The organism is Streptomyces sp. NBC_00887, from assembly GCF_045207585.1.
The window spans coordinates 5,156,171-5,170,640 of record NZ_CP108788.1; the positions used below are offsets into that span (position 1 = coordinate 5,156,171).

Here is a 14,470-nt window from a genome sequence, read left to right on the forward strand (position 1 = left end):
TCAAAACAGAACGGGCCCGCACCGCCCCGAAGGGTGATGCGGACCCGTACCGGGGTCTCAGGACGCTCAGGCGTCCTTGGACTCCTCGGTAGCGGCGTCGGCCGGCTTGGCGTCCTCGACGGTCTCGGCCGGAGCCTCGTCCTTCTTGAGGGCGTCTTCCTTGACCGCACGCTTCGTCGCAGCCTCGGCCTCACCGGTGGCGGCCTGCGCCACGGTCAGGGCCTCGACGAGCTCGATGACAGCCATCGGGGCGTTGTCGCCACGACGGTTGCCGATCTTGGTGATGCGGGTGTAACCACCGGGGCGGTTCTCGTACCGCGGGGCGATCTCGGTGAAGAGCGTGTGCACGATGCCCTTGTCCGTGATCGACTGCAGCACCAGGCGACGGTTGTGGATGTCGCCCTTCTTCGCCTTGGTGATGAAACGCTCGGCGACCGGACGCAGGCGGCGGGCCTTGGCCTCGGTCGTGGTGATGCGGCCGTGCTCGAACAGCGACTTCGCGAGGTTGATGAGAAGAAGCTTCTCGTGCGCAGCGCTGCCGCCCAGACGGGCACCCTTGGCGGGCTGAGGCATGGTTTTTCTCCTTGTGTGCTGCACCGGCCGTATCAGGTACCGGTGTCAGTTCCCGCGAGGCGGCTGCCCCGCGGAAGTTCTGGATCAAGCCGACCGGGGCTCGTTCGAGCCCGTCCGGCGAGGACGAAAGCCCTCACCCCGGCGCGGGCACCCGGAACCCGGGCGCCCCCGCCGGAGGCGGATCAGTACTGCTCGGTCTCCACGAAACCGGCGTCCGCGTCGTCGTCGGCGCCGAAGGCGTCGGCCGCGGCCGTCGGGTCGAATCCGGGCGGGCTGTCCTTGAGCGCCAGGCCCATGCCTGCCAGCTTCGCCTTGACCTCGTCGATCGACTTCGCACCGAAGTTGCGGATGTCGAGCAGGTCGGCCTCGGAGCGGGCCACGAGCTCACCCACGGAGTGGATGCCCTCGCGCTTGAGGCAGTTGTACGAACGGACCGTGAGCTCGAGCTCCTCGATCGGCAGCGCCAGATCGGCGGCGAGCGCGGCGTCCGTCGGGGACGGGCCCATGTCGATGCCCTCGGCGTCGATGTTGAGCTCGCGCGCCAGACCGAACAGCTCGACCAGGGTCTTACCGGCCGACGCCATGGCGTCACGGGGACGCATGGCCTGCTTGGTCTCGACGTCGACGATCAGCTTGTCGAAGTCGGTGCGCTGCTCGACACGGGTCGCCTCGACCTTGTACGTGACCTTGAGCACCGGCGAGTAGATGGAGTCGACCGGAATCCGGCCGATCTCCTGGCCCGCCTGCTTGTTCTGGACGGCGGAGACGTAGCCGCGACCGCGCTCGACGGTCAGCTCCATCTCCAGCTTGCCCTTGCCGTTCAGCGTGGCCAGGACGAGGTCCGGGTTGTGGACCTCGACACCGGCCGGCGGGGCGATGTCAGCAGCGGTGACCAGGCCGGGACCCTGCTTGCGCAGGTACATCACGACCGGCTCGTCGTGCTCCGAGGAGACGACCAGCTGCTTGATGTTGAGGATGAGGTCGGTCACGTCCTCCTTGACGCCCGGCACGGTGGTGAACTCGTGCAGGACACCGTCGATCCGGATGCTGGTGACAGCGGCACCGGGGATCGAGGAGAGGAGGGTACGACGCAGGGAGTTGCCGAGGGTGTAACCGAAGCCCGGCTCCAGCGGCTCGATCACGAACCGGGAGCGGAACTCGTCGACGACCTCTTCGGTCAGCGACGGACGCTGAGCGATAAGCATGAAGGAATCCTTCAGTCGTGGGCACCCACTATTTGATGCCCGACAGATGTAACAAGGGTACGGGCGGCACACCCCCGAAGAGGCATACCGCCCGGACCCGCACTACTGACCGACGGCCGTCACCGGCCGTCGAACATCAGACGCGACGACGCTTCGGCGGACGGCAGCCGTTGTGCGGCGTCGGGGTGACGTCCTGGATCGAACCGACCTCGAGGCCCGTGGCCTGGAGGGAGCGGATCGCGGTCTCGCGGCCGGAGCCCGGACCCTTCACGAAGACGTCAACCTTGCGCATGCCGTGCTCCTGCGCGCGGCGGGCGGCCGACTCGGCGGCCATCTGCGCGGCGAAGGGGGTGGACTTGCGCGAGCCCTTGAAGCCGACGTGGCCGGCGGAGGCCCAGGAGATCACGTTGCCCGAGGGGTCCGTGATCGAGACGATGGTGTTGTTGAACGTGCTCTTGATGTGCGCGTGCCCGTGAGCGACGTTCTTCTTTTCCTTGCGACGCACCTTCTTGGCTGCGCCCTGACGACCCTTGGGGGGCATGTCTTGACTCCAGATGGAGAGGGGAGGTGATCGGTCCTACAGCGAAGACCGCTGGTTGCTGCGAAGGTCCGGTGGCCCGGACACCCGCAGTGCGTCCGCTGAGGACTACTTCTTGCCCGGCTTCTTCTTACCGGCGATCGCGCGACGCGGGCCCTTGCGGGTACGCGCGTTGGTGCTGGTGCGCTGACCGTGGACCGGCAGACCGCGACGGTGCCGGATGCCCTGGTAGCAGCCGATCTCGATCTTGCGGCGGATGTCGCCCTGGATCTCGCGGCGAAGGTCACCCTCGGTGCGGAGGTTGGCGTCCACGTACTCGCGGATCTTGACCAGGTCCTCTTCGGCCAGGTCACGAACGCGGGCATTGGGGTTCACGCCGGTGGTGGCGAGGATCTCCTTGGACCGGGTGCGCCCGATACCGAAGACGTAGGTGAGGGCAACCTCCACGCGCTTTTCGCGCGGGATGTCAACACCTGAAACGCGTGCCATTCAATGGCTCCAGTTGTTATTTCGGGGGTCTTCCGCAGTACCACTCCCGAACGCCGACCTGATCCGTGCTGGAAGAGGTGGTACGTCCGGGTCCCCGGCCCCCGCCGGAGGTGTCGTCAGCCGAAGCTTGGACGGGCACTGCGTATGTACGTTTACGTGCGTCGCGCGAAGAGCTGCGAGATGCAGGTGGTCGTGCGTCAGCCCTGGCGCTGCTTGTGGCGCAGGTTGTCGCAGATGACCATGACCCGGCCGTGACGGCGGATCACCTTGCACTTGTCGCAGATCTTCTTGACGCTCGGCTTGACCTTCATGGGATGTCAGGTTCTCCGGGTCAGTGCCCTCACCGCGCCGTAGCAGCGGTGGCGGCAAGATCTACTTGTACCGGTAGACGATCCGGCCACGCGTCAGGTCGTACGGAGACAGCTCCACCACGACCCGGTCATCCGGGAGGATGCGGATGTAGTGCATCCGCATCTTGCCGCTGATGTGCGCGAGGACCTTGTGACCGTTCTGGAGTTCCACCTTGAACATGGCGTTCGGGAGGGACTCGATCACGGTGCCCTCAATTTCGATGGCACCTTGCTTCTTGGCCACGCTTCGCCTTTCGAATCGGCTACCTTGATCGACTTCGGCCGCCGCATGCGGACACACGGATGCACGAGAGCCGACGAGTCAGTCTACGTCAGCGGACTCCAAAAGACGAATCCGTCAAGTTTGCCCACCGGGACTGATCCTTAGACACGTATTCCCGACGCAGTCCTTGCGGACCCGGTGCCGGGACACGGCGCCAGCGGCTCAGCCGAGGGGGTCCGGCGCCACCTCGACGCCGTACTGCGCCAGCCTCGCCCGTCCGCAGTCCGGTGCCGTCAGGACCAGCGGCCCCTGCTCCGTGAGTGCGATCGAGTGCTCCCAGTGGGAGGACGGGCTGCCGTCCGTCGTGAGGACGGTCCACTCGTCGGCGAGGACCTTCGTCTGCGCCGTACCCAGCGAGACCATCGGCTCGATCGCCAGGCAGACGCCCGGAACCAGCTTGATGCCCTTGCCGCGCTTGCGGGAGACGTAGTTCAGCAGGTGCGGGTCCATGTGCATCTCGGTGCCGATGCCGTGGCCGCCGTAGTCCTCGATGATCCCGTACTTGCCCGTCGCCGGCCGGGGCTGGCGGCGGATGTAGGACTCGATGGCCTTCGAGATGTCCACGAGCCGGTTGTTCACCTTCATCGCGGCGATCCCGGCCCACATGGACTCCTCGGTCACCCGGGAGAGCTCGACGAGCTCCGGAGCGTGACCGGTGCCCACGAAGGCCGTGTAGGCCGCGTCCCCGTGCCAGCCGTCGATGATGGCACCGGCGTCGATCGAGATGATGTCGCCGTCCTTGAGGACGGTCTTCTCGTCCGGGATGCCGTGGACGACGACCTCGTTGACCGAGGTGCAGATCGTCGCGGGGAATCCGCCGTAGCCCAGGAAGTTCGACTTCGCTCCGTGATCGGCGATCACCTTGCGTGCGACCTCGTCCAGGTCCTTCGTGGTGGCTCCGGGGACGGCCGCCTCGCGCGTCGCGGCGTGAATGGCAGCGACCACCAGGCCCGCCTCGCGCATCTTCGCGATCTGCTCGGGGGTCTTGATCTGCACCATTGCTCGGCGCCTCTCTGCGTTCGATGGGGACGGTCTGGGCCGTACTCCACGATACGGCGCAAACAACAGGCCGCGACGCCCTGAGGCGCCGCGGCCGGCTGCAGTGGTGGAACGCGGGGCGTCAGCCCTCGTCGGAGCTCTTGAGAGCCTCCATGGCCCGCTCGGTCACATCGGTGACCTTGCCGAGCGCGGAGATCGTCACGACCAGGCCCTGGGCCCGGTAGTAGTCGATGATCGGCTCGGTCTGCGTGTGGTAGACCTCGAGCCGGGTACGAACCGTCTCTTCGCTGTCGTCGTCGCGCTGGTACAGCTCGCCGCCGCACTCGTCGCAGACTCCGCTGGTCTTCGGCGGGTTGTACGTCACGTGAAAGACGTGAGCGCTCTCGTTCCGGCAGATGCGGCGGCCGGCGATGCGCTTGACCACCTCGTCCTCGGGGACCTCCAGGTCCAGCACCGCGTCCAGCTTGACGCTCTCACTCCTGAGCATCTCGTCAAGCGCCTCGGCCTGCCCCACGTTGCGGGGGAAGCCGTCGAGCAGGAAGCCGTTCACGGCGTCCGGCTGGGACATGCGGTCCTTGGCCATTCCGATGGTGACTTCGTCCGGCACCAGCTGTCCCGCGTCCATGTAGGCGCGGGCCTGCTTGCCAAGGTCGGTGCCCTGGCTGATGTTGGCGCGGAAGAGGTCGCCCGTGGAGATGTGCGGAATCGACAGGTTCTTGGCAAGGTACGCAGCCTGCGTTCCCTTGCCGGCACCGGGCGGCCCGACGAGGACGATTCGCATCAGCGGAGGAACCCTTCGTAATTGCGCTGCTGGAGCTGACTCTCGATCTGCTTCACGGTTTCCAGACCCACACCCACGATGATCAGGATGCTTGTCCCGCCGAACGGGAAGTTCTGGTTGGCACCGCCGAAGCCTGCCAACGCCATCGTCGGCACGAGTGCGATCAGACCCAGATACAGCGAGCCCGGCCAAGTGATCCTGTTGAGCACGTAGCTCAGGTACTCGGCGGTCGGGCGACCAGCCCGGATACCCGGGATGAAGCCACCATACTTCTTCATGTTGTCGGCGACTTCCTCGGGGTTGAACGAGATCGCCACATAGAAGAAGGCGAAGAACACGATCAACAGGAAGTACGTCGCGATGTAGTACGGGTGGTCACCCTTGACGAAGTGGTCCTGGATCCAGGTCGCCCAGCCCGCAGTGGAGTTGGAGAACTGGACGATCAGAGCCGGGATGTAGAGCAGCGAAGAAGCGAAGATGACGGGAATCACACCCGCCTGGTTCACCTTCAACGGGATGTAGGTGGACGTACCGCCGTACGACCGGCGGCCGATCATGCGCTTCGCGTACTGCACCGGAACCCGGCGCTGGGCCTGCTCGACGAAGACGACGAGGCCGACCATGACGAAGCCGATGAGGATGACGGTGATGAACTCGATCCAGCCGTCGGCGAGCTTGCCGCTCTGCTTGATGGCCCACAGCGCGCCGGGGAAGCTGGCGGCGATCGAGATGAACATCAGGATCGACATGCCGTTGCCGATGCCGCGGTCGGTGATGATCTCACCGAGCCACATGACGGCGGCAGTTCCGGCGGTCATGGTGACCACCATGACGACGGTCGTGAAGATCGACTGGTTGGGGACGATCTGGTCGGCGACGGGGCAGCCGCTGAACAGCGCCCCGCTGCGGGCGGTTGCCACCAGACCCGTGCCCTGGAGGATCGCCAGCGCCACGGTCAGATAACGCGTGTACTGCGTGATCTTTGCCTGGCCCGACTGCCCCTCCTTCTTGAGGGCTTCCAGTCTGGGGATGACGACGGTCAGCAGCTGAAGAATGATGCTGGCCGTGATGTACGGCATGATGCCGAGCGCGAAGATCGTGATCTGCAGCAGTGCACCACCGCTGAACATGTTCACCAGGCCGAAGAGGCTGTTATTGCCCTTACTGGCCTGGTCAACACAAATCTGGACGTTCTCGTAGCTCACCCCGGGTACGGGAATGTGCGCCCCGAGACGGTAGAGCACGATGATGCCGAGCGTGAAGAGCAGCTTCTTGCGCAGGTCGGGCGTCTTGAACGCCCGGGCGAACGCGGTGAGCACGGTGCCTCCTGCGACCCCCGCGCAATGCGTAGAGGTGACGGTCTTGAGGATCGACGATTAGGTAACAGTCAATGGTCCCCGGGCGCTTGCCCAGGACTTACCACAGCAACAGTGGACGCCACCTTACCGGCGGACATGCCCCCTAGGAACGACCAACCGGGGATGCCCCATATGAGAGGCATCCCCGGTCGGATGTTCAGACCACCGAATTGTCCGTGTTGTCTCAGACGAGTTCGGTGACGGTGCCGCCGGCGGCGGCAATCTTCTCCTTGGCGGAGCCGGAAACGGCGTCAACCGAAACCTGCAGTGCCACGGAGATCTCGCCCTGTCCGAGGACCTTGACGAGGTGGTTGTTGCGCACAGCGCCCTTGGCGACCAGATCGGCCACCGTGACCTCTCCACCCTCGGGGTAGAGCGTCGCGAGCTTGTCCAGGTTCACGACCTGGTACTCCGTGCGGAACGGGTTCTTGAAGCCCTTGAGCTTCGGGAGACGCATGTGGAGGGGCATCTGGCCACCCTCGAAGCGCTCCGGAACCTGGTAACGAGCCTTCGTACCCTTGGTACCACGGCCTGCGGTCTTACCCTTGGACGCCTCACCACGACCCACACGGGTCTTGGCGGTCTTGGCGCCCGGGGCAGGCCGGAGGTTGTGGGCCTTCAGCGGGTTGTTCTCCGCCATATCAGTCAACCTCCTCAACCGTCACGAGGTGGCGGACGGTGTGAACCATTCCGCGGAACTCGGGGCGGTCCTCCTTGACAACTACGTCGTGCAGGCGCTTGAGCCCGAGCGAACGCAGGGTGTCGCGGTGGTTCTGCTTGCTGCCGATGTACGACTTCGTCTGCGTGATCTTGAGGCGAGCCATTACGCACCCGCTCCCGCACGTGCACGAAGCAGAGCCGCGGGGGCGACGTCCTCGAGGGGCAGACCACGGCGAGCCGCGATCTCCTCGGGACGCTGCAGGCCCTGGAGGGCCGCCACGGTCGCGTGCACGATGTTGATCGGGTTCGAAGAACCGAGCGACTTCGACAGGATGTCGTGAACGCCGGCGCACTCCAGAACGGCGCGCACCGGGCCACCCGCGATCACACCGGTACCGGGGGAAGCAGGCTTGAGCAGGACAACGCCCGCAGCCTTCTCGCCCTGGATCGGGTGAGGGATGGTGCCCTGGATACGCGGAACCTTGAAGAAGCTCTTCTTGGCCTCTTCGACGCCCTTGGCGATGGCCGCGGGAACTTCCTTGGCCTTGCCGTATCCGACACCGACGGTGCCGTCACCATCGCCCACCACGACCAGCGCGGTGAAGCTGAAGCGACGACCACCCTTCACAACCTTGGCGACGCGGTTGATCGCGACGACGCGCTCGACGTACGCGGTCTTCTCGGCGGCGCTGGCGCCACCGTCACGGCCCTTCCGGTCCCGCCGCTCGCCGCCACCGGCACCGCTTCCGCGGCGCTGGGGTCCAGCCATTGGAATTACCTCTCTCTGTTACGTCCGCTGTGCGTAGGAACCGGGGCTTAGAACTTCAGCCCGGCTTCACGGGCGGCGTCAGCCAGAGCGGCAATCCGCCCGGCGTACTGGTTACCACCGCGGTCAAACACGACGGCCTCGACGCCTGCGGCCTTGGCGCGCTCGGCGACCAGGGCCCCGACCTGCTTGGCCAGGGTGCTCTTGTCACCCTCGCCACCACGGATGGAGGCGTCCAGGGTCGATGCCGAGGCGAGCGTGTGGCCCGCGACGTCGTCGATGACCTGAGCCACCATGTGGCGGTTGGAACGCGTCACAACCAGGCGCGGCCGCTCCGGCGAACCGGAGATGTGCTTGCGGACGCGGATGTGGCGGCGCTTGAGGGCGGCACGCTTGTAGGCGTCACCCTTGGCGATCTTTACACCGTATGCCATGGCTTACTTACCCGCCTTTCCGACCTTGCGGCGGATAACCTCGCCGGCGTACTTGACGCCCTTGGCCTTGTACGGGTCGGGCTTCCGCAGCTTGCGGATCTTCGCGGAGACCTCGCCGACCTTCTGCTTGTCGATGCCCTCGACACTGAACTTCGTGGGCGACTCGACCTTGAAGGTGATGCCATCCGGAGCCTCGATGAGGATCGGGTGGCTGTAGCCCAGGGCGAACTCCAGGTTGGAGCCCTTCGCCTGGACCCGGTAACCGACACCGCTGATCTCGAGCGCCTTGCTGTATCCCGCGGTCACGCCGGTGATCATGTTCGCCACCAGCGTGCGGGACAGGCCGTGAAGGGCCTTGTTCTGACGCTCGTCGTTAGGGCGGACGACGTTGAGCACGCCGTCCTCACCCTTGGTGACCTCGATCGGCGCGGCAACGGTGTGCGAGAGGGAACCCTTGGGGCCCTTCACCGCGACCGTGCGGCCATCGATGGTGACGTCCACACCGGCGGGAACCTGGATGGGGAGCTTGCCGATTCGCGACATGAGCTATTCCTCCGTTCCCGACTACCAGACGTAGGCGAGGACTTCCCCACCTACGCCCTTCTTGCTGGCCTGCTGGCCGGTCAGGAGACCGTGGGACGTGGAGATGATCGCCACGCCCAGGCCGCCGAGAACCTTCGGCAGATTGGTGGACTTTGCGTATACACGCAGACCCGGCTTCGAAATGCGCTTGATGCCGGCAATCGAACGCTCGCGGTTCGGCCCGAACTTCAGCTCGAGAACGAGGCTCTTGCCGACCTCGGCGTCCTCGACCTTCCAGCCGGTGATGAAGCCCTCCTGCTGGAGGATCTCCGCGATGTGCGACTTGATCTTGCTGTGCGGCATTGCGACATCGTCGTGATACGCCGAGTTCGCGTTACGCAGACGCGTGAGCATGTCTGCGATGGGATCAGTCATGGTCATGAGTTGGCCTTCGGCCTCTCTCGCCGGGGTTTCCTGTATGCGCCATCCCTCTCCCCACTCAGTGGCGGGACGGGTGCGGTGCGGGGACCTACGGCGTAGTAAGTCGGTCAGGGCGGCAGGCGCCCAACCCTTCAAGCCTACGGCATGAAGAACAGGGCTCCTGCCGACCAGATACTTACCGAGAGCTTTCTGGTCCTCCCAAGCCCCTAGGGGCGAAGGAGAATTACCAGGAGCTCTTGGTCACGCCCGGCAGCTCGCCACGGTGAGCCATCTCACGAAGGCACACGCGGCACAGGCCGAACTTGCGGTAGACGGAGTGGGGCCGGCCGCAGCGCTGGCAGCGGGTGTACCCGCGCACGCCGAACTTCGGCTTACGGGCGGCCTTAGCGATCAGAGCCTTCTTCGCCACGGTCAGTTCTCCTTGAACGGGAAGCCGAGGTGACGAAGCAGGGCACGACCCTCGTCGTCGTTGGTCGCCGTGGTGACCACGGTGATGTCCATGCCCCGGACCCGGTCGATCTTGTCCTGGTCGATCTCGTGGAACATGACCTGCTCCGTGAGACCGAAGGTGTAGTTGCCACGGCCGTCGAACTGCTTCGGCGACAGGCCACGGAAGTCACGGATACGCGGAAGCGCGAGCGACAGCGTACGGTCCAGGAACTCCCACATGCGGTCACCACGGAGGGTGACGTGGCAGCCGATCGGCTGCCCCTCGCGCAGCTTGAACTGCGCGATCGACTTGCGGGCCTTGGTGACGGCCGGCTTCTGACCGGTGATCGTGGTGAGGTCCCTGACGGCACCGTCGATCAGCTTGGAGTCGCGGGCGGCGTCGCCCACACCCATGTTGACCACGATCTTGACCAGACCGGGGATCTGCATGACGTTCTCGTAGGAGAACTCCTCACGCAGCTTGCCGGCGATTTCCTCGCGGTAGCGCGTCTTGAGACGCGGCGCAGTGGTGGTCGTCATCAGATGTCCTCACCGGTCCGCTTGGCAACGCGGATCTTCTTGCCCTCGTCGTCAAAGCGGTAGCCGACGCGGGTGACGACCTTGTTGCCGTCCTTCTCCACGACCAGCTGAACGTTGCTGACGTGAATCGGGGCCTCGGTGGTGACAATGCCACCCGTCTGCGAGCCGCGAGCCGTCTGACCGGCCTTGGTGTGCTTCTTGACCCGGTTGACACCCTCGACGAGGACGCGGTCCTGAGCGGGGAAGGCAACGATGACCTTGCCCTGCTTGCCCTTGTCCTTACCGGTGATGACCTGAACCAGGTCGCCCTTCTTGATCTTCATGCTTACAGCACCTCCGGCGCGAGCGAGATGATCTTCATGAACTTCTTCTCGCGCAGCTCACGGCCCACCGGGCCGAAGATACGGGTGCCGCGGGGGTCGCCGTCGTTCTTGAGAATGACAGCGGCGTTCTCGTCGAAGCGGATGTACGAGCCATCCTGGCGACGACGCTCCTTGACGGTGCGAACGATGACGGCCTTGACGACGTCACCCTTCTTCACGTTGCCACCGGGGATCGCGTCCTTGACGGTGGCGACGATGACGTCACCGATGCCCGCGTAGCGGCGACCCGAGCCACCGAGAACACGGATGGTGAGAATTTCCTTCGCACCCGTGTTGTCGGCGACGCGCAGTCGCGACTCCTGCTGGATCACGTCTATCTCCTGATCGTCTGCCGGTTCCCGGCGGGGGCTCCGGTGAAGGAGCCCCCGCCGAGCCTGGCGGAACTTGCCTGAGGGGGATGCCCTTCAGGAATTACTTGGCCTTCTCGAGGATCTCGACGATGCGCCAGCGCTTCGAAGCGGACAGCGGACGCGTCTCCATGATGATGACGCGGTCGCCGACGCCTGCAGCGTTCTGCTCGTCGTGGGCCTTGAGCTTGTTCGTACGGCGGATGACCTTGCCGTACAGCGCGTGCTTGACGCGGTCCTCGACAGCGACGACGACGGTCTTGTCCATCTTGTCGCTGACGACCAGACCCTCACGGGTCTTGCGGAAACCGCGGTCAGTGTTGGTCTCAGTCACAGTCTTCTCGCTCATCAGACGCTCTCCACCGTCTCGATGCCCAGCTCGCGCTCGCGCATCAGGGTGTAGATCCGGGCGATGTCCTTACGGACGGACTTGAGCCGACCGTGGTTCTCGAGCTGCCCCGTCGCCGCCTGGAAGCGGAGGTTGAACAGCTCTTCCTTGGCCTCGCGGAGCTTGTTGAGGAGCTCCTCGTTGCCCAGCTCGCGCAGCTCGGACGCCTTGGTACCGGCCGACATCACGACTCACCTGCCTCGCGCCGAACGATCCGGCACTTCATCGGAAGCTTGTGAGCAGCGCGGGTGAGCGCCTCACGAGCAATCTTCTCGTTCGGGTAGGACAGCTCGAACATCACCCGACCGGGCTTGACGTTCGCGATCCACCACTCGGGAGAACCCTTACCGGAACCCATGCGGGTCTCGGCAGGCTTCTTCGTCAGGGGGCGGTCCGGGTAGATGTTGATCCAGACCTTGCCGCCACGCTTGATGTGGCGGGTCATCGCGATACGAGCTGCCTCGATCTGGCGGTTCGTCACGTACGCCGGGGTCAGCGCCTGGATGCCGTACTCGCCGAACGCAACCTGCGTGCCACCCTTGGACATACCGCTGCGCTTCGGGTGGTGCTGCTTGCGGTGCTTGACCCTACGGGGGATCAGCATTTCGGTCAGGCCTCCGTTCCGGTGCTCTCAGCCGGAGCAGCGGCGGCGGGAGCGTCGGCCTTGGGGGCCTCCGCTGCCGGCGCGGACTGCTGCGGCTTGCGGCCGCGACCGCCACGCTCGCCACCACGGCCACCACGGCCGGCCGGGCGGTCAGCGCCGCCACGAGCCGGACGGTTGCCGGCGCGAGCCGCTGCGTTCTCGGCGCGGACCTCGGCGATGTTCTTGACGTCGCCCTTGTAGATCCAGACCTTCACGCCGATGCGGCCGAAGGTCGTCTTGGCCTCGAAGAAGCCGTAGTCGACGTTCGCACGGAGCGTGTGCAGGGGCACGCGGCCCTCGCGGTAGAACTCCGAGCGGGACATCTCGGCGCCGCCGAGGCGGCCACCGCACTGGATCTTGATGCCCTTTGCGCCGGCCTTCATCGTGCTCTGCATGCTCTTACGCATGGCACGACGGAAGGAGACGCGGGAGGAGAGCTGCTCGGCGACGGCCTGGGCCACCAGCTGAGCGTCGACCTCGGGGTTCTTGACCTCGAGGATGTTCAGCTGGACCTGCTTGCCGGTCAGCTTCTCCAGCTCGCCACGGATGCGGTCGGCCTCGGCGCCACGGCGACCGATGACGATGCCCGGGCGGGCGGTGTGGATGTCAACGCGGACGCGGTCGCGGGTGCGCTCGATCTCAACCTTCGAGATACCGGCACGCTCCATGCCCTTCGTCATCATGCGACGAATGGCGACGTCTTCCTTGACGTAGTCCTTGTACAGCTTGTCGGCGTACCAACGGGACTTGAAGTCCGTGGTAATGCCGAGCCGGAACCCATGCGGGTTAACCTTCTGGCCCATTACCGGGTTCCTTCCTTGCTGCTGACGACCACGGTGATGTGGCTGGTCCGCTTACGGATCCGGTAGGCACGGCCCTGAGCACGCGGACGGAACCGCTTCAGGGTCGGGCCCTCGTCCACGTACGCCTCGCTGATGACCAGCGAAGAGGCGTCAGGGTGGTCGTAGTTGTGTGCAGCGTTGGCGATGGCACTGTCAAGCACCTTGCCAACCGGCACGCTCGCGGCCTGCGGGGCGAAACGCAGGACCGCCTGAGCCTCCGTGGCATCCATGCCACGGATGAGGTCCACCACTCGGCGGGCCTTCATGGGCGTGACGCGGATGTACCGCGCCTGGGCCCTGGCTTCCATGGTTGTCCCTTCGGTGTGAGTCATAGTCGTTTCCACCCCGCGCTAGCGGCGCTTCGACTTCCGGTCGTCCTTGACGTGGCCGCGGAAGGTGCGAGTCGGCGAGAACTCGCCGAGCTTGTGGCCGACCATCGACTCGGTGACGAACACCGGGACGTGGATCTTGCCGTTGTGCACCGCGATGGTGTGGCCCAGCATGGCCGGGATGATCATCGAGCGACGGGACCAGGTCTTGATGACGTTCTTGGTGCCTGCCTCGTTCTGTACGTCCACCTTCTTGATGAGGTGGCCGTCGACGAAGGGCCCCTTCTTGAGACTGCGCGGCATCTAAACCCGCTCCTAGCGCTTCTTGTTCGTCTTGCGGCGGCGGACGATGTACTTGCTCGATGCCTTCTTCGGCGAGCGAGTACGACCCTCCTTCTGACCCCACGGCGAGACCGGGTGACGTCCACCGGAGGTCTTGCCTTCACCACCACCGTGCGGGTGGTCAACCGGGTTCATCGCGACACCGCGGACGGTCGGGCGTACGCCCTTCCAGCGCATACGGCCGGCCTTGCCCCAGTTGATGTTCGACTGCTCGGCGTTGCCGACCTCACCGATGGTGGCGCGGCAGCGGGCGTCGACCAGCCGGATCTCGCCGGAAGGCATACGAAGGTGGGCCATCGTGCCCTCCTTCGCCAGCAGCTGCACGGAGGCACCCGCGGAACGGGCGAACTTCGCGCCGCCGCCGGGCCGCAGCTCGATGGCGTGGATGGTCGTACCGACCGGGATGTTGCGCAGCGCCAGGTTGTTGCCCGGCTTGATGTCTGCGGTCGGCCCGTTCTCGATGCGGTCACCCTGCGACAGACCACGGGGAGCGACGATGTAACGCTTCTCGCCGTCCGCGTAGTGCAGCAGCGCGATGCGCGCAGTGCGGTTCGGGTCGTACTCGATGTGCGCGACCTTGGCCGGCACGCCGTCCTTGTCGTGACGACGGAAGTCGATCACTCGGTAGGCGCGCTTGTGGCCACCGCCCTGGTGGCGAACGGTCACACGACCGGCGTTGTTACGGCCGCCCTTGCTGTGCAGGGGGCGGACCAGCGACTTCTCCGGCGTGGACCGCGTGATCTCGACAAAGTCGGCGACGCTGGAGCCACGACGGCCCGGGGTCGTCGGCTTGTACTTGCGGATACCCATTTCTCAGTCCTCGTCCGA

The 14,470-nt window shown here is 65.4% G+C and carries 26 protein-coding genes; all 26 read right to left on the reverse strand.

The genetic code is table 11. The features are described 5' to 3' along the window. Nucleotides 1-66: 66 nt before the first annotated feature. Nucleotides 67-573, reverse strand: a complete 507-nt coding sequence (rplQ, locus tag OG844_RS23375; protein WP_406392843.1) for a 50S ribosomal protein L17 — start codon at nucleotides 571-573, stop codon at nucleotides 67-69. Nucleotides 574-755: 182 nt separating this feature from the next. After that, the gene (locus OG844_RS23380; RefSeq protein WP_024755423.1) at nucleotides 756-1,778 is read right to left on the reverse strand and encodes a DNA-directed RNA polymerase subunit alpha; all 1,023 of its coding nucleotides are present in this window, start codon (nucleotides 1,776-1,778) and stop codon (nucleotides 756-758) included. Nucleotides 1,779-1,914: 136 nt separating this feature from the next. Beyond that, entirely contained in the window at nucleotides 1,915-2,319 is a 405-nt protein-coding gene (gene rpsK, locus OG844_RS23385; protein ID WP_003956432.1) for a 30S ribosomal protein S11, read from the reverse strand. 105 nt (nucleotides 2,320-2,424) lie between these two features. Continuing rightward, on the reverse strand, nucleotides 2,425-2,805 hold the full coding sequence (rpsM, locus tag OG844_RS23390; protein ID WP_307125430.1) for a 30S ribosomal protein S13: 381 nt from the start codon (nucleotides 2,803-2,805) through the stop codon (nucleotides 2,425-2,427). 197 nt (nucleotides 2,806-3,002) lie between these two features. Beyond that, on the reverse strand, nucleotides 3,003-3,116 hold the full coding sequence (gene rpmJ, locus OG844_RS23395; protein ID WP_003956441.1) for a 50S ribosomal protein L36: 114 nt from the start codon (nucleotides 3,114-3,116) through the stop codon (nucleotides 3,003-3,005). Between the two features lie 61 nt (nucleotides 3,117-3,177). Further along, nucleotides 3,178-3,399, reverse strand: a complete 222-nt coding sequence (infA, locus tag OG844_RS23400) for a translation initiation factor IF-1 (RefSeq protein ID WP_003956442.1) — start codon at nucleotides 3,397-3,399, stop codon at nucleotides 3,178-3,180. A 201-nt stretch (nucleotides 3,400-3,600) separates the two neighbouring features. After that, the gene (map, locus tag OG844_RS23405; RefSeq protein WP_406392846.1) at nucleotides 3,601-4,437 is read right to left on the reverse strand and encodes a type I methionyl aminopeptidase; all 837 of its coding nucleotides are present in this window, start codon (nucleotides 4,435-4,437) and stop codon (nucleotides 3,601-3,603) included. A gap of 121 nt (nucleotides 4,438-4,558) precedes the next feature. Continuing rightward, a complete protein-coding gene (locus tag OG844_RS23410) occupies nucleotides 4,559-5,218 on the reverse strand; it encodes an adenylate kinase (RefSeq protein ID WP_329208288.1) in 660 nt (219 codons plus the stop codon). Further along, nucleotides 5,218-6,537 (reverse strand): preprotein translocase subunit SecY, encoded by a 1,320-nt coding sequence (secY, locus tag OG844_RS23415; RefSeq protein WP_329208290.1) that lies wholly within the window; start codon nucleotides 6,535-6,537, stop codon nucleotides 5,218-5,220. Before secY ends, OG844_RS23410 begins: the two co-directional genes overlap by 1 nt. Nucleotides 6,538-6,760: 223 nt before the next feature. Beyond that, nucleotides 6,761-7,216, reverse strand: a complete 456-nt coding sequence (gene rplO / locus OG844_RS23420) for a 50S ribosomal protein L15 (protein ID WP_351277474.1) — start codon at nucleotides 7,214-7,216, stop codon at nucleotides 6,761-6,763. Nucleotide 7,217: 1 nt separating this feature from the next. Further along, the gene (gene rpmD, locus OG844_RS23425) at nucleotides 7,218-7,400 is read right to left on the reverse strand and encodes a 50S ribosomal protein L30 (protein ID WP_018550611.1); all 183 of its coding nucleotides are present in this window, start codon (nucleotides 7,398-7,400) and stop codon (nucleotides 7,218-7,220) included. Then, a complete protein-coding gene (gene rpsE, locus OG844_RS23430) occupies nucleotides 7,400-8,005 on the reverse strand; it encodes a 30S ribosomal protein S5 (RefSeq protein WP_056796577.1) in 606 nt (201 codons plus the stop codon). Before rpsE ends, rpmD begins: the two co-directional genes overlap by 1 nt. Nucleotides 8,006-8,052: 47 nt before the next feature. After that, a complete protein-coding gene (gene rplR, locus OG844_RS23435; protein ID WP_328905327.1) occupies nucleotides 8,053-8,436 on the reverse strand; it encodes a 50S ribosomal protein L18 in 384 nt (127 codons plus the stop codon). A gap of 3 nt (nucleotides 8,437-8,439) precedes the next feature. Next, nucleotides 8,440-8,979 carry a 50S ribosomal protein L6 gene (gene rplF / locus OG844_RS23440; protein WP_351170209.1) on the reverse strand — a complete coding sequence of 180 codons (540 nt, stop codon included), beginning with the start codon at nucleotides 8,977-8,979 and terminating at the stop codon, nucleotides 8,440-8,442. A gap of 21 nt (nucleotides 8,980-9,000) precedes the next feature. Next, a complete protein-coding gene (gene rpsH, locus OG844_RS23445) occupies nucleotides 9,001-9,399 on the reverse strand; it encodes a 30S ribosomal protein S8 (RefSeq protein ID WP_014154584.1) in 399 nt (132 codons plus the stop codon). 223 nt (nucleotides 9,400-9,622) lie between these two features. Then, the gene (locus OG844_RS23450) at nucleotides 9,623-9,808 is read right to left on the reverse strand and encodes a type Z 30S ribosomal protein S14 (protein WP_003948630.1); all 186 of its coding nucleotides are present in this window, start codon (nucleotides 9,806-9,808) and stop codon (nucleotides 9,623-9,625) included. A gap of 2 nt (nucleotides 9,809-9,810) precedes the next feature. Next, on the reverse strand, nucleotides 9,811-10,368 hold the full coding sequence (gene rplE, locus OG844_RS23455) for a 50S ribosomal protein L5 (RefSeq protein WP_018550615.1): 558 nt from the start codon (nucleotides 10,366-10,368) through the stop codon (nucleotides 9,811-9,813). After that, on the reverse strand, nucleotides 10,368-10,691 hold the full coding sequence (rplX, locus tag OG844_RS23460; protein ID WP_014047788.1) for a 50S ribosomal protein L24: 324 nt from the start codon (nucleotides 10,689-10,691) through the stop codon (nucleotides 10,368-10,370). The genes rplE and rplX overlap by 1 nt, the downstream gene beginning before the upstream one ends. A 2-nt stretch (nucleotides 10,692-10,693) precedes the next feature. Then, a complete protein-coding gene (rplN, locus tag OG844_RS23465) occupies nucleotides 10,694-11,062 on the reverse strand; it encodes a 50S ribosomal protein L14 (RefSeq protein WP_003966950.1) in 369 nt (122 codons plus the stop codon). A 100-nt stretch (nucleotides 11,063-11,162) separates the two neighbouring features. Further along, nucleotides 11,163-11,447: a 30S ribosomal protein S17 gene (gene rpsQ, locus OG844_RS23470; RefSeq protein ID WP_073718385.1), complete on the reverse strand. Its 285-nt coding sequence runs from the start codon at nucleotides 11,445-11,447 to the stop codon at nucleotides 11,163-11,165. Continuing rightward, the gene (gene rpmC, locus OG844_RS23475; RefSeq protein WP_014047786.1) at nucleotides 11,447-11,671 is read right to left on the reverse strand and encodes a 50S ribosomal protein L29; all 225 of its coding nucleotides are present in this window, start codon (nucleotides 11,669-11,671) and stop codon (nucleotides 11,447-11,449) included. Before rpmC ends, rpsQ begins: the two co-directional genes overlap by 1 nt. Beyond that, nucleotides 11,671-12,090 (reverse strand): 50S ribosomal protein L16, encoded by a 420-nt coding sequence (rplP, locus tag OG844_RS23480; protein WP_014047785.1) that lies wholly within the window; start codon nucleotides 12,088-12,090, stop codon nucleotides 11,671-11,673. The genes rpmC and rplP overlap by 1 nt, the downstream gene beginning before the upstream one ends. A gap of 5 nt (nucleotides 12,091-12,095) precedes the next feature. Continuing rightward, nucleotides 12,096-12,932, reverse strand: a complete 837-nt coding sequence (gene rpsC / locus OG844_RS23485; RefSeq protein WP_014047784.1) for a 30S ribosomal protein S3 — start codon at nucleotides 12,930-12,932, stop codon at nucleotides 12,096-12,098. After that, nucleotides 12,932-13,279: a 50S ribosomal protein L22 gene (rplV, locus tag OG844_RS23490; RefSeq protein ID WP_026290933.1), complete on the reverse strand. Its 348-nt coding sequence runs from the start codon at nucleotides 13,277-13,279 to the stop codon at nucleotides 12,932-12,934. Before rplV ends, rpsC begins: the two co-directional genes overlap by 1 nt. Before the next feature lie 42 nt (nucleotides 13,280-13,321). After that, the gene (rpsS, locus tag OG844_RS23495; protein ID WP_023539342.1) at nucleotides 13,322-13,603 is read right to left on the reverse strand and encodes a 30S ribosomal protein S19; all 282 of its coding nucleotides are present in this window, start codon (nucleotides 13,601-13,603) and stop codon (nucleotides 13,322-13,324) included. Between the two features lie 12 nt (nucleotides 13,604-13,615). Further along, nucleotides 13,616-14,452: a 50S ribosomal protein L2 gene (gene rplB, locus OG844_RS23500; protein ID WP_031096363.1), complete on the reverse strand. Its 837-nt coding sequence runs from the start codon at nucleotides 14,450-14,452 to the stop codon at nucleotides 13,616-13,618. Nucleotides 14,453-14,470: the final 18 nt, after the last annotated feature.

Excerpts from the sequence above, each read along its gene's own strand:
- rplQ (WP_406392843.1), bottom strand. The coding sequence starts at position 573 with ATGCCTCAGCCCGCCAAGGGTGCCCGTCTGGGCGGCAGCGCTGCGCAC.
- OG844_RS23380 (WP_024755423.1), bottom strand. The coding sequence starts at position 1,778 with ATGCTTATCGCTCAGCGTCCGTCGCTGACCGAAGAGGTCGTCGACGAG.
- rpsK (WP_003956432.1), bottom strand. The coding sequence starts at position 2,319 with ATGCCCCCCAAGGGTCGTCAGGGCGCAGCCAAGAAGGTGCGTCGCAAG.
- rpsM (WP_307125430.1), bottom strand. The coding sequence starts at position 2,805 with ATGGCACGCGTTTCAGGTGTTGACATCCCGCGCGAAAAGCGCGTGGAG.
- rpmJ (WP_003956441.1), bottom strand. The coding sequence starts at position 3,116 with ATGAAGGTCAAGCCGAGCGTCAAGAAGATCTGCGACAAGTGCAAGGTG.
- map (WP_406392846.1), bottom strand. The coding sequence starts at position 4,437 with ATGGTGCAGATCAAGACCCCCGAGCAGATCGCGAAGATGCGCGAGGCG.
- OG844_RS23410 (WP_329208288.1), bottom strand. The coding sequence starts at position 5,218 with ATGCGAATCGTCCTCGTCGGGCCGCCCGGTGCCGGCAAGGGAACGCAG.
- rplO (WP_351277474.1), bottom strand. The coding sequence starts at position 7,216 with ATGGCGGAGAACAACCCGCTGAAGGCCCACAACCTCCGGCCTGCCCCG.
- rpmD (WP_018550611.1), bottom strand. The coding sequence starts at position 7,400 with ATGGCTCGCCTCAAGATCACGCAGACGAAGTCGTACATCGGCAGCAAG.
- rpsE (WP_056796577.1), bottom strand. The coding sequence starts at position 8,005 with ATGGCTGGACCCCAGCGCCGCGGAAGCGGTGCCGGTGGCGGCGAGCGG.
- rplR (WP_328905327.1), bottom strand. The coding sequence starts at position 8,436 with ATGGCATACGGTGTAAAGATCGCCAAGGGTGACGCCTACAAGCGTGCC.
- rplF (WP_351170209.1), bottom strand. The coding sequence starts at position 8,979 with ATGTCGCGAATCGGCAAGCTCCCCATCCAGGTTCCCGCCGGTGTGGAC.
- rpsH (WP_014154584.1), bottom strand. The coding sequence starts at position 9,399 with ATGACCATGACTGATCCCATCGCAGACATGCTCACGCGTCTGCGTAAC.
- rplE (WP_018550615.1), bottom strand. The coding sequence starts at position 10,368 with ATGACGACCACCACTGCGCCGCGTCTCAAGACGCGCTACCGCGAGGAA.
- rplX (WP_014047788.1), bottom strand. The coding sequence starts at position 10,691 with ATGAAGATCAAGAAGGGCGACCTGGTTCAGGTCATCACCGGTAAGGAC.
- rpsQ (WP_073718385.1), bottom strand. The coding sequence starts at position 11,447 with ATGAGCGAGAAGACTGTGACTGAGACCAACACTGACCGCGGTTTCCGC.
- rpmC (WP_014047786.1), bottom strand. The coding sequence starts at position 11,671 with ATGTCGGCCGGTACCAAGGCGTCCGAGCTGCGCGAGCTGGGCAACGAG.
- rplP (WP_014047785.1), bottom strand. The coding sequence starts at position 12,090 with ATGCTGATCCCCCGTAGGGTCAAGCACCGCAAGCAGCACCACCCGAAG.
- rpsC (WP_014047784.1), bottom strand. The coding sequence starts at position 12,932 with ATGGGCCAGAAGGTTAACCCGCATGGGTTCCGGCTCGGCATTACCACG.
- rplV (WP_026290933.1), bottom strand. The coding sequence starts at position 13,279 with ATGGAAGCCAGGGCCCAGGCGCGGTACATCCGCGTCACGCCCATGAAG.
- rpsS (WP_023539342.1), bottom strand. The coding sequence starts at position 13,603 with ATGCCGCGCAGTCTCAAGAAGGGGCCCTTCGTCGACGGCCACCTCATC.
- rplB (WP_031096363.1), bottom strand. The coding sequence starts at position 14,452 with ATGGGTATCCGCAAGTACAAGCCGACGACCCCGGGCCGTCGTGGCTCC.